The sequence below is a fragment of the Acidovorax sp. KNOB132 genome, assembly GCF_057541515.1.
In genome coordinates, this window is the sequence record NZ_BAAJYT010000114.1 from 1 (window position 1) to 11510 (window position 11510).

The following is an 11510-nucleotide window of genomic DNA, read 5'->3' on the forward strand; positions in this document are numbered from 1 at the left end:
GCCGTGGGGGCCGGCACGGTGGAAGCGCCGGCGGTGCCAGAGGCGGCCGGCGCCGAAGACGCGGGCGCCACGGCGGCAGGCGTTGCACCGGGGAAGAAGGTGGCCTTGTGGCCGTTGTGCACTTGCCACTTGTCCCATAGCAGAACCATGGAAAAGCCAAATATCACCCACAGGATGGTGCGGCGAATGTCGTTCATGAAGACTTCTTCGGTGAGGAGGGGGTGGAGGACGTGGAAGGAGACAGGCGCGAGAACAGCCGCAATGCGCGGGGCGGTTCTTCGGGCACCGGATCATGCCCTCCATCGCACCAGGGCTGGCACCGTGCCAGACGGTGCAGCGTCAGATAAGTTCCGGCTGCGGCGCCATGGCGTTCAAGTGCCTGCAGCGAATAGGCCGAACACGTGGGCTCGAAACGGCAGGCCGATCCGAGCCAGGGGCTCAGCACCAGCCGGTAGCCACGCACCAGCGCCATCAGCAGCGCGCGCATCATGACACAGGCGCCGGGGCGGGCTGGGGCGCCGCCGCCGTCGGTGCCCCAGCGGCCGTTGCAGCAGCGCCGCCGCTGCGCCGCACGGCGTAGCCGAACAGCTGCAGCAGCTCGGCGCGAACCGCCTGCTTGAGGGCATCGGACGTGGCGCTGGTGAACTGCTTTCGGTCGAACGTCGCCCGCAGGCGCACCACGTGCGCGCCTGCGGCAACTGGGACTCGAACGAGGCGGCCACGGCATGGATCTGCCGCTTGATGGTGTTGCGGGTGACCGCGCGGCGGGCCCAGCGCTTGGGCACCATGGCGCCCAGCCAGACGCCGGGCGGCTCGGCCATGCCAAACAGGGCCTGCGGCCCTTGCGCATCAGGCAAGGGGCCGGGCCCTGTGGGAGGTGCGGGAGGCGATGCGGCCGCTGCGCCGGTGGGAGCGAGCCCCAGTCGGTGCAGTGCGAAGTGTGCGGTGCGGGAGACCGTTCCCCCGGCCATGGCGGCCTGGAACTGCGGACGGGTTTTCAGCCGTTGCATGGGAGGGTTCCCGCCCGGAACCGGGCCGAGTGCCGTGGCGGCCTTAGACGGCCAGGCGCTTGCGGCCCTTGGCGCGGCGTGCGTTGATGACGGCACGGCCGCCGCGCGTCTTCATGCGCACGAGGAAACCGTGGGTGCGCGCACGGCGCGTCTTGGAAGGCTGGTAAGTACGTTTCATGGTCAATGTCCTTGAGGGTTAGGTTCCGGGCGCAACTCGCAAGATGCGGGTTCCAGGCCCTCCGGATGCGGCACTTCGATCAAGATCAAAGCGCTTGGCCCGGGCGTTATTGCCCTGAACGCATTCAGGGAAACCGGCGATTATTGCAGGCTTGTGCCGGCGTGGCAATGGCGAGGCGGCAGTACAGGGGGTTTGCGGCGCGGGTGGCGCGCGCCGTGGGCGCCCTGGCCGAGGTTGTGGATAACCCCTTGAAAAGGTACAATCTGCGGCCCTGAATCGTTCCTCCTATCCACAACAAGAACCGCCATCAATGACCGAGGAACCTTCCCGCAGCCCCGACAACGACCCAGGCGCCGATGCCGGACAAGGACTGTGGCAAGCCTGCGTCGAGCAGCTTGCGCAAGACCTGCCAGAGCAGCAGTTCAACACCTGGATCAAGCCGCTCACCGCCCAGGTCGCTCCCGACTTCTCCAAGGTCACCCTGTTGGTGGCCAACCGCTTCAAGCTCGACTGGATCCGTGCGCAATACGCCGGCCGCATCGCGGCCCTGCTGGAAGGCCTCTACGGCCAGCCGGTGTCGCTTGAGTTAGCGCTCGCTCAGCGCGAGACCGTTGCCCGCACTTACGTGCGATCCACGCCGACGGGGCAGGTGGTGTCGTCCGAGCCCACGCCCGCCGCGGCGCCCAGTGACGAGCCGGTGGCTGGTGCCTTCCGCTCGCGCCTGAATGCCGCGCTCACGTTCGAGACGCTGGTCGAGGGCACGGCCAACCGCATGGCGCGCTCGGCGGCCATGCACGTGGCGGGCTCGCCCGGCCACCTGTACAACCCCCTTTTCATCTATGGCGGCGTCGGCCTGGGCAAGACCCATCTGGTGCACGCGGTGGGCAACAAGCTGCTGGCCGACAAGCCCGACGCGAAAGTTCTCTACATCCATGCCGAGCAGTTCGTGTCGGATGTGGTTAAGGCGTACCAGCGGCGCACGTTCGACGAGTTCAAGGAGCACTACCACTCCCTCGATCTGCTGCTAATCGATGACGTGCAGTTCTTCGCCAACAAGGACCGCACGCAGGAAGAGTTCTTCAACGCGTTCGAGGCGCTGCTGGCCAAGAAGAGCCACATCGTGATGACCTCGGACACCTACCCGAAGGGCCTGGCCAACATCCACGAGCGGCTCGTCTCGCGCTTCGACTCCGGCCTCACGGTGACCATCGAGCCGCCCGAGCTGGAAATGCGCGTGGCCATCCTGATCAACAAGGCCCGCGCCGAAAGCGCCGACATGCCCGAGGAAGTGGCCTTCTTCGTCGCCAAGAACGTGCGCAGCAACGTGCGCGAGCTGGAAGGCGCGCTGCGCAAGATCCTGGCGTACTCGCGCTTCAACCAGAAGGAAGTCTCCATCCAGCTCGCCCGCGAGGCGCTGCGCGACCTGCTGTCGATCCAGAACCGGCAGATCTCGGTGGAAAACATCCAGAAGACGGTGGCCGACTACTACAAGATCAAGGTCGCCGACATGTACAGCAAGAAGCGCCCGGCCAGCATCGCCCGGCCGCGCCAGATCGCCATGTACCTAGCCAAGGAGCTCACGCAAAAGAGCCTGCCCGAGATCGGCGAGCTGTTCGGCGGGCGCGACCACACCACGGTGCTGCACGCGGTGCGCAAGATCGCCGGCGAGCGCCAGCAGCTCACCGAACTGAACCAGCAGCTGCACGTGCTGGAGCAGACGCTCAAGGGTTGATGCCGAAGTGGCCCCGCACCCCCACGGAGCGCGCCCGGTTCACGGGCAAAATGGCGTGCTGGACGGCATGAGGGGGCATGGCCCATGCCGCCGTCCTGGCACGTTTCCCAAAACCACCAAAGGTTGACGACATGATTGTCCTGAAGGCAACACAAGACAAGGTTCTCGCGGTTCTGCAATCGGTGTCCGGCATCGTCGAGCGCCGGCACACCCTGCCCATCCTGGCGAACGTGCTGATCCGCAAGACGGGCAACGCGCTGCAGCTGACCACGAGCGACCTGGAGATCCAGATCCGCACCACCGCCGAGCTGGGCGGCGACACGGGCGACTTCACCACCACGGTGGGCGCGCGCAAGCTGATCGACATCCTGAAGACCATGCCCGGCGACCAGACCGTGAGCCTGGAGTCGAGCCAGTCCAAGCTGATCCTCAAGGGCGGCAAGAGCCGCTTCACGCTGCAGTCGCTGCCGGCCGAGGACTTTCCCCTGGTGCAGGAGTCGGCCGCCTTCGGCCCCGCCTTCAGCGTGCCGCAGAAGGTGCTCAAGGACCTGCTGGGCCAGGTGTCTTTCGCCATGGCGGTGCAGGACATCCGCTACTACCTGAACGGCATTCTGTTCGTGGCCGAAGGCCAGCAGCTGAGCCTGGTCGCCACCGACGGCCACCGTCTGGCATTCGCCAGCGCCACGCTGGACGTCGAAGTGCCCAAGCAGGAAGTCATCCTGCCTCGCAAGACTGTGCTGGAACTGCAGCGCCTGCTGTCGGATGCGGGCGGCGAGAACCAGCCGCACATCGAGATGCAGTTCGCCAACAACCAGGCGAAGTTCACCTTCGGCGGCATGGAGTTCGTCACGAAGCTGGTCGAGGGCAAGTTCCCCGACTACAACCGCGTGATCCCCAAGAACCACAAGAACAGCGTGACCCTGGGCCGCGCCCCGCTGCTGGCCAGCCTGCAGCGCACCGCCATCATGACCAGCGACAAGTTCAAGGGCGTGCGCCTGAACCTGGAGCCCGGCACCCTGCGCGTGGCGTCCAACAACGCCGAGCAGGAAGAGGCCGTGGACGAACTCGACATCGACTACGGCGGCGACACCATCGAGATCGGCTTCAACGTCACCTACCTCATCGACGCCCTGGCCAACATGGGCCAGGACATGGTGAAGGTGGAGCTGTCGGACGGCAACAGCTCGGCGCTGCTGACCATCCCCGAGAACGAGACCTTCAAGTACGTCGTGATGCCCATGCGCATCTGACGCACCCGTCTTCCAGCGCCGGGGGTGAGTGCTATGTTTTTTGTAGCTATATGCCCTAGAAGAATATGCGCTGGAGGCCGATTTGACCCTTATTGAACATTCAGGAAACCCCCCGGTTTCCACGGACCCCAAGGCCATCCATGACCGCTGAGAACACCCTGCCCGAGCCTTCCTCCGACGGCGCGGGCGAAGCGCAGCCCTTCACCAAGATCGACACCCAGCAGGCGGGCGCCAGCGAAGGCTACGGCGAAGGCGCGATCCAGATCCTGGAAGGCCTGGAGGCCGTGCGCAAGCGCCCCGGCATGTACATCGGCGACACGTCCGACGGCACGGGCCTGCACCACCTCGTCTTCGAAGTGGTGGACAACTCCATCGACGAGGCGCTGGCCGGGCACTGCGACGACATCGTCGTCACCATCCACTCGGACAACTCCATCAGCGTGACCGACAACGGCCGCGGCATTCCCACCGGCGTGAAGATGGACGACAAGCACGAGCCCAAGCGCTCGGCCTCCGAGATCGCGCTGACCGAACTGCACGCCGGCGGCAAGTTCAACCAGAACAGCTACAAGGTCTCGGGCGGCCTGCACGGCGTGGGCGTCTCCTGCGTGAACGCGCTCAGCAAGATGCTGCGCCTGACGGTGCGCCGCGAGGGCAAGGTGCACGTGCTCGAGTTCAGCCAGGGCTTCGTGCAGAACCGCATCATCGAGACCGTGAACGGCGTCGAGATCTCGCCCATGAAGGTCATCGGCGACACCGACAAGCGCGGCACCGAGGTGCACTTCCTGCCCGACACCGAGATCTTCAAAGAGAACAACGACTTCCACTACGAGATCCTGGCCAAGCGCCTGCGCGAGCTCTCGTTCCTGAACAACGGCGTGCGCATCCGCTTGAAGGACGAGCGCACCGGCAAGGAAGACGACTTCTCCGGCGCCGGCGGCGTGAAGGGCTTCGTCGGCTTCATCAACGCCAACAAGAAGGTGCTGCACCCCACCGCGTTCTACGCCACGGGCGCGCGCCCGGCCGAAACCTACGGCGGCATTCCCGGCACCGAGATCGGCGTCGAGGTGGCCATGCAGTGGAACGACGGCTACAGCGAGCAGGTGCTGTGCTTCACCAACAACATCCCGCAGCGCGACGGCGGCACCCACCTGACCGGCCTGCGCGCCGCCATGACCCGCGTCATCGGCAAGTACATCGACGCGCACGAACTGGCCAAGAAGGCCAAGGTTGAGGTGAGCGGCGACGACATGCGCGAAGGCCTGTGCTGCGTGCTGAGCGTGAAGGTGCCCGAGCCCAAGTTCAGCAGCCAGACCAAGGACAAGCTGGTGTCCAGCGAAGTGCGCGCGCCGGTGGAGGACATCGTCGCCAAGACGCTGACCGACTACCTGGAAGAGCGCCCCAACGACGCCAAGATCCTGTGCGGCAAGATCATCGAGGCCGCCCGCGCCCGCGAAGCCGCCCGCAAGGCGCGCGAAATGACGCGCCGCAAGGGCGTGCTGGACGGCATGGGCCTGCCCGGCAAGCTGGCCGACTGCCAGGAAAAAGACCCCGCGCTGTGCGAGATCTACATCGTCGAGGGCGACTCCGCCGGCGGCTCCGCCAAGCAGGGCCGCGACCGCAAGTTCCAGGCCATCCTGCCGCTGCGCGGCAAGATCCTGAACGTGGAAAAGGCGCGCTACGAAAAGCTGCTGACCAGCAATGAAATCGTCACGCTCATCACCGCCCTGGGCACCGGCATCGGCAAGGCCGCGGTCGAATCCGGCAAGAGCGGCGTGGACGACTTCGACGCTGCCAAGCTGCGCTACCACCGCATCATCATCATGACCGACGCCGACGTGGACGGCGCCCACATCCGCACCCTGCTGCTGACCTTCTTCTACCGCCAGATGCCCGAGCTGGTCGAGCGCGGCCACATCTACATCGCGCAGCCGCCGCTGTACAAGGTCAAGGCCGGCAAGGAAGAGCTGTACCTGAAGGACGCCCCCGCGCTCGACACCTTCCTGCTGCGCATCGCGCTCAAGGACGCCAGCGTGACCACCGGTGGCGCCAGCCCGCAGACCCTGACCGGCGACACCCTCACCGCCCTGGCGCAAAAGCACCAGCTCGCCGAGGCCGTCATCCACCGCCTGTCCGCCTTCATGGACAAGGAGGCCCTGCGCGCCATCGCCGACGGCGTGAGCCTGAACCTGGACACCGTGGCCGATGCCGAAGCCAGCGCCGTGCAGTTGCAGGCCAAGCTGCGCGAGCTGACCACCAACGGCATCCCCGCTGAAGTGGCCGGCGAGTTCGACGTGCGCACCGACAAGCCCATCCTGCGCATCAGCCGCCGCCACCACGGCAACGTCAAGAGCAGCCTGATCACCCAGGACTTCGTGCACGGCGCCGACTACGCCGCCCTGGCCGAAGCCGCCAGCACCTTCCGCGGCCTGGTCGGCGAGGGCGCCAAGGCCCTGCGCGGCGAAGGCGAGAAGCAGAAGGAAGAAAAAGTGTCCGACTTCCGCCAGGCCATGGCCTGGCTCATCAGCGAAGCCGAACGCACCACCAGCCGCCAGCGCTACAAGGGCCTGGGCGAAATGAACCCCGAGCAGCTCTGGGAAACCACCATGGACCCCGAAGTGCGCCGCCTGCTGCGCGTGCAGATCGACGATGCGATCGAGGCGGACCGGGTGTTCACCATGCTGATGGGCGACGAGGTGGAGCCGCGGCGGGATTTCATCGAGACGAATGCGTTGCGGGCGGGGAATATTGATGTCTAAGGACACCGGATATCTTGTCTAAATAGCAGCTTGAAACAGCATTAAACAATATAAAAATCAATGACTTAGAACCACGCCCATGGTTAAACACCATGGGCCGTGGTTCAGTTATCCATGGATTGGCACAGACGCCAAATGGCCGCAGAGCGCGCGCCGTGAGGCTTTATCAGCCCAGCCCGCTTCATGCTTTGCATCAGATTTTTGACCTTATTGGCTTTCTGCTCTTCAGTCAGAACGTCGGGTAGCTTCCGAAGCAACAGGGCATCCAAATCCGTTCTGGTGGCCTGCCCATACTGCTGCAGATAGTCCAGCACCAGCTTTTGGTAGTACCGGTCATCCAGGCCGCGCTGGTGGATGTACTTCGCCTTCTGCCCCAAGGCATCGGCCATCTTGGCTGAGATGAAATACCTTGGGGCGCGCCCTTCAATCAGCCCCAGATCACGCAAGCTCTTGGCCTCTGCTGCTGAAAGAGTTTGGCCCTTCTGTAGCCTGTCCAGCAGCAGTACCTGGCCCAAGCCCAGATCTGCGCGCGCCATCAGTACCCGCGCAAATTTGGAATCCAGCATCCGTCCCTGCAGGGTCAACTCCACACGTGGAAACCCTTGTGGAGTCTGACCAAACTCGTAGTCGGGTAACGGAAAAAACCGCTGGCGCTGGGTCGTGAACATGCGACGTATGCCGCTGCCCGCCTGGTCAATCATTCGCAGCCGGATCATCGCATCGATGAGCCATTGGTTGCGGTAGTGCTCCGGCGGGGACTGGTGTTCCAACATCCACGCCACGCTTTCCGGAATGAACTGCCCCAGGTTGCTGAACACCAGCCGGTCTGGGTGCTCCACTAGGTTGATCTTGCCGCCCAGAACATAGTCTTGGTGGGCGACGCAGTTGTGCAGCGCTTCGCGAAGTACCCAACTATCGTACTGTGGCACTGGCGTGGGAAACAGCGACCCATCGGGCATGTGGTCCAGCGTCACATTTCGAATGCGAGCGCACAACTGTTCGGTCGCCAGAAGGAAGGGGATTCCAAATGGCTGTGAAGTGACCGTGTCATTGAACGCATCTCGCAAAATCCAGGTCATCTTTGCATCTGCTGGGCCCAGCAGATGTGCGGATTCATCCTTGCCCAGCAGCAGCAGGGCTGCACGTGTCACACGCCCTTGTTTGGTCACGCGCGCCTTGTTCAGCAAGGTAGAAACCTCCAGGCCCGCAACTTCGGAGCGGATGGCCTCATGGCGTTCACCATTTGGCTCACTTCGTACCAAGTACTCGGTATAGCGCAATCGCGCCGCATCAATGGCCCGGTGGTCCAAGTCATCCAGCGACGCCTCTGGCATCACCACCCCAGTCCAATCCTCCGCTATACCTAGCGCACCCCACAAACGGGACTCATGGTTGGGAAATTCCGCCAACTTCACCAAATGGCTGTCCAAGCGGATATAGCGCACATGCTGAAAAGCGACAGGTGCCCCACGTGCAGGGTGTATCTCCAACATCACTACATGGAGACCTTCGTACCTCAACTCATGAAAAGTGAAGTCGGCACGGGGTTTCGTCATCACCTGCAGCCACATTGACAACGATTGGTTGCCAACCTTCTGCTGGAACGGGTCAAACCCCGTACCCGACACCCGATGGCTGCCATCTTCTACGCCCCACACCAGCCAGGCTCGATCTCGTCCCTGCAACGCTGCTGTATTGGCAAGCCCTGAAAGGTAAGCACCGATCCTTTCGGCGTCGGACAAATTGGATTTGAACTCCACCACCGTCTGTTCGCGCGCAGTCCCAGCAAGGATTCCAAGGTGGCTCGCAGTGCACTGGCATCCATCAGAAAACTCCTGGGGGAAACGGACGGCGCCCAACAGCGTTTCGCTCGAAAAGGCACGAACGAACTCTCACTGATGCACGGCCACGCTCAAGCGCTGCTAGGAGTTGGCACCAGTGAGTCAGCAACTGAAAAGTGTCGGTTCCCATCGCAGCGCCTTCGCCGTTCCGCACAACGACGAATTGGGAGCGAGGGCGCTGGCTATCGTCCGGGTCGAATGAGAACTTGCCACCGCCGCCGCCGATAAAAGCCAGTGAGGCGGACAGTGGTTCGATGAGGTCGGTTGTATCGGGTGGCGCCAGATCTGGCGATGTGATGGGAAGCATCGAGTGGGCATGTGGTGGGCCGAAGGACTGCTTTTACCCGAGCCAGAAGGTTATTCCAAGAAACGAGTTGATCAAAAGTTGTATGACGCGTTGGTTAAAGTCCGCGTCAATTGAATGACCAAAAAACACAGGGAGGTAGACGAAATGAAAGACCCCTACGAAAACATCCTGATCGGCAATTTCCTCTACAGCCTGGGGCTCGTGATCGGGCGGCGGTTTCCGGACAAGCCGTTGCCGGGGGTGGTGAACCTGCTCCAGCAGACGCCGCTCGACGGTCCCTTGGGGGATGTGCTGCTCCGCTATCCAGGCGTCATCCGGCTGATCGAGTTCAAGCGGGCGTCCAACAACAGCGACAAGGAGTCGGACAAGCTCGACACCCTCAAGCTGTCGCTTGAAAACGAGCCGGCGCTGCAGCAGGTGTCCCGCGCCATCCATTGGTACGTGGAGTCCTCCAAGGGGCCCTTGGACTGGCGCACCCGGGTCTGCCCCTACCTGGACTTCGCCGGGGGCCAGAGCCCTCCACTCGACTTTCAAGCATTCACGCAATCGCTGGCGGAGACGGTGGGAAAGGCGCAGGCCGAGGAGTTTCCCGATGCCCTCATCCAGCGCTATCTGGACGCGGTGGCCGCTTTCTCCGGCAAGTCGGGCACGTCCTCATCGGGGCTGCTGGTGTCCGTGGGCCAGGACGGGACGCTGCACTACATCGCGCTCGAAAGCATCCGGGAGCTGCGCCAGGAGTTGCAGGTCCACCGGCAGCAGGCGGACGAGCGGAGCGCCAGCATCGCGCAGGAGCGCGCCCTGGAGCACAAGCCGCAGGGGAAAGGCCTGTCTCTGTGATGAACGATGCACAACGCAGCGTGGAGCGCATCCACCAGCTGTCCGACATGCTGCAGTCGCTGATGCAACAGGCGGCGGTGCTGCAGCAAAAGGCCGATGCCTCCGTGGTCCAGTCGTGCCAGGCCTCGGACGCGCTGAAACGGGCCAGCGACCGGCTGCCTGTGACGGTGGGCACCGCCATCGAAACGGTGCTCGAGCCGGCCGCGGAAAAAGCCGCGGCGAAGATGACCGCCACCTGGGCCCAGGCGAACGCGGCGGCTGCCGAGGCCACGAGGACCTTCGCAGCGGCGCAGGAAACGCTGCAGTGGAAGATGCTGGCGTATGCCTGCACGGGGGCACTGGCCGTGGTGGTCCTGATCGCGGCGGCGATGGCCTACCTGTCTCCGACCGAAAGAGAGCTGAAGGCACTGCGCGCCGAGCGGCAGATGCTGTTGGCCGACATGGATCGGCTCAGAAAGGCGGGCGCGGGCCTGGAGGTCGCGCAGTGCACTCACCAGGGTCGGCCGAGGACCTGCGTGCGCGTGGATACCCAGTCTCCCCGATTCGAAGGGGGCTACCTGCTTGTGCCTGCACGGTAGGAAGCGGCAAGATCCCGAACGTCCCTTCCGCTTCTTCTCCGTTTTCTTTTCTTCTTCGTTTTGCGATGAACGCCCCGCGCAAGGCCCTGCCCCGCATCGACCCCGCCCGCTGCACCGGCTGCGGCTGGTGCGTGGCCGTGTGCCCGCCGCATGTGCTGTCGCTGCAGGTGCCGGGCCCGCAGCCGTGGGGGCGCAAGCAGTCGGTGCTGCACGATGCGCCGGCCTGCACGGGGTGCGCGCTGTGTGCGGTGCGCTGTCCGTTCGATGCGATCGGCATGGTGCGCACCGGCTGAGGGCTGCCCGCGGGTGCTGTAGGACAAATCGCGTCAGGCGTCGGGGCGCTGGGCCCACCCGCGATCGGTTCCATGCATGTTGTGATCGCGTCTTGTTTGTTTTGTTGTTCACCGCACAAGGAGCACCGCATGTCCGAAAAATCCGCATCCGTCCATTGGGAAGGCGCTGGCAAGACCGGCCAGGGCCAGATCAGCACCGAGACCGGCGCGCTCAAGCAGCACCCCTATGGCTTCGGCAGCCGTTTCGGGGACGACCGCAAGGGCACCAATCCGGAGGAGATCGTGGGTGCGGCGCACGCGGCGTGCTTCACGATGGCCTTCGCGTTCGCCTGCGAAAAGGCCGGCATTTCCACTGAGACCCTCGACACCACCGCCAAGGTGCGGCTGGCCAAGGAGGGCGAGGGCTTCAAGATCGACCGCATCGCCCTCACGCTGACGGCCAAGGTGCCGGGCGTGGACGAGGCGCAGTTCCAGAAGATCGCCGCCGAGGCCAAGGCGAACTGCCCGCTGTCCAAGGCCCTGGCGAGCGTGCCCGAGATCATCCTGACCGCCACGCTCCAGGCCTGACGGCAGGCGCCGTGCCGCCGCGCGGCCGGCGCCGCGCGTTGGGGCCGAAATGGCCTCCAGCGCAATCGATACTAGGGCATTGTGCTAATTAAATTAATATGCATTTCGTTTGGGGCATTGGTCGGTCGCTTGAGCCGTCGCGCTATTCCAGGGTCGCC

Annotated in this window: 10 protein-coding genes and 2 pseudogenes; 7 read left to right on the forward strand and 5 right to left on the reverse strand. The window is 64.2% G+C overall.

The annotated features are described in order from the left end of the window. From AC27IO_RS14840 to rpmH, 4 genes and pseudogenes are all read right to left on the reverse strand, one after another. Positions 1 to 197, reverse strand: a pseudogene (locus tag AC27IO_RS14840) (membrane protein insertase YidC); the annotation flags it as partial. Next, a complete protein-coding gene (gene yidD, locus AC27IO_RS14845; RefSeq protein WP_284430579.1) occupies positions 194 to 490 on the reverse strand; it encodes a membrane protein insertion efficiency factor YidD in 297 nt (98 codons plus the stop codon). The pseudogene AC27IO_RS14840 and the gene yidD, both read right to left, overlap by 4 nt. Then, positions 487 to 1010: pseudogene (locus AC27IO_RS14850) on the reverse strand (ribonuclease P protein component). The gene yidD and the pseudogene AC27IO_RS14850 overlap by 4 nt, the downstream one beginning before the upstream one ends. 43 nt (positions 1011 to 1053) lie before the next feature. Continuing rightward, entirely contained in the window at positions 1054 to 1188 is a 135-nt protein-coding gene (gene rpmH / locus AC27IO_RS14855; protein ID WP_005798102.1) for a 50S ribosomal protein L34, read from the reverse strand. Between the two features lie 310 nt (positions 1189 to 1498). Here rpmH and dnaA point away from each other — a divergent pair, with 310 nt between their 5' ends. From dnaA to gyrB, 3 genes are all read left to right on the forward strand, one after another. Further along, the gene (gene dnaA / locus AC27IO_RS14860; RefSeq protein ID WP_272566399.1) at positions 1499 to 2920 is read left to right on the forward strand and encodes a chromosomal replication initiator protein DnaA; all 1422 of its coding nucleotides are present in this window, start codon (positions 1499 to 1501) and stop codon (positions 2918 to 2920) included. A 131-nt stretch (positions 2921 to 3051) separates the two neighbouring features. Further along, on the forward strand, positions 3052 to 4170 hold the full coding sequence (gene dnaN / locus AC27IO_RS14865) for a DNA polymerase III subunit beta (RefSeq protein ID WP_284397642.1): 1119 nt from the start codon (positions 3052 to 3054) through the stop codon (positions 4168 to 4170). A 140-nt stretch (positions 4171 to 4310) separates the two neighbouring features. After that, on the forward strand, positions 4311 to 6929 hold the full coding sequence (gyrB, locus tag AC27IO_RS14870; protein WP_284409883.1) for a DNA topoisomerase (ATP-hydrolyzing) subunit B: 2619 nt from the start codon (positions 4311 to 4313) through the stop codon (positions 6927 to 6929). 104 nt (positions 6930 to 7033) lie between these two features. Here the strand turns inward: gyrB and AC27IO_RS14875 are convergent, their stop codons facing one another. Continuing rightward, complete coding sequence (locus AC27IO_RS14875) at positions 7034 to 8689, reverse strand: RNA-binding domain-containing protein (protein WP_498739425.1); 1656 nt, start codon at positions 8687 to 8689, stop codon at positions 7034 to 7036. Between the two features lie 532 nt (positions 8690 to 9221). Here AC27IO_RS14875 and AC27IO_RS14880 point away from each other — a divergent pair. From AC27IO_RS14880 to AC27IO_RS14895, 4 genes are all read left to right on the forward strand, one after another. Next, positions 9222 to 9914 (forward strand): hypothetical protein, encoded by a 693-nt coding sequence (locus AC27IO_RS14880; protein ID WP_498739427.1) that lies wholly within the window; start codon positions 9222 to 9224, stop codon positions 9912 to 9914. Beyond that, entirely contained in the window at positions 9914 to 10492 is a 579-nt protein-coding gene (locus tag AC27IO_RS14885; RefSeq protein ID WP_498739428.1) for a hypothetical protein, read from the forward strand. Before AC27IO_RS14880 ends, AC27IO_RS14885 begins: the two co-directional genes overlap by 1 nt. A 65-nt stretch (positions 10493 to 10557) precedes the next feature. Next, entirely contained in the window at positions 10558 to 10785 is a 228-nt protein-coding gene (locus AC27IO_RS14890) for an ATP-binding protein (protein ID WP_272566411.1), read from the forward strand. 129 nt (positions 10786 to 10914) lie between these two features. Next, a complete protein-coding gene (locus AC27IO_RS14895; RefSeq protein WP_498739430.1) occupies positions 10915 to 11352 on the forward strand; it encodes an OsmC family protein in 438 nt (145 codons plus the stop codon). The last annotated feature ends 158 nt before the right edge of the window (positions 11353 to 11510 follow it).

What these genes read in the sequence shown, in the direction of transcription:
- AC27IO_RS14895 (WP_498739430.1), top strand. Translation starts at nt 10,915, where the DNA reads ATGTCCGAAAAATCCGCATCCGTCCATTGGGAAGGCGCTGGCAAGACC.
- AC27IO_RS14890 (WP_272566411.1), top strand. Translation starts at nt 10,558, where the DNA reads ATGAACGCCCCGCGCAAGGCCCTGCCCCGCATCGACCCCGCCCGCTGC.
- gyrB (WP_284409883.1), top strand. Translation starts at nt 4,311, where the DNA reads ATGACCGCTGAGAACACCCTGCCCGAGCCTTCCTCCGACGGCGCGGGC.
- dnaA (WP_272566399.1), top strand. Translation starts at nt 1,499, where the DNA reads ATGACCGAGGAACCTTCCCGCAGCCCCGACAACGACCCAGGCGCCGAT.
- rpmH (WP_005798102.1), bottom strand. Translation starts at nt 1,188, where the DNA reads ATGAAACGTACTTACCAGCCTTCCAAGACGCGCCGTGCGCGCACCCAC.
- yidD (WP_284430579.1), bottom strand. Translation starts at nt 490, where the DNA reads ATGATGCGCGCGCTGCTGATGGCGCTGGTGCGTGGCTACCGGCTGGTG.
- AC27IO_RS14885 (WP_498739428.1), top strand. Translation starts at nt 9,914, where the DNA reads ATGAACGATGCACAACGCAGCGTGGAGCGCATCCACCAGCTGTCCGAC.
- AC27IO_RS14880 (WP_498739427.1), top strand. Translation starts at nt 9,222, where the DNA reads ATGAAAGACCCCTACGAAAACATCCTGATCGGCAATTTCCTCTACAGC.
- dnaN (WP_284397642.1), top strand. Translation starts at nt 3,052, where the DNA reads ATGATTGTCCTGAAGGCAACACAAGACAAGGTTCTCGCGGTTCTGCAA.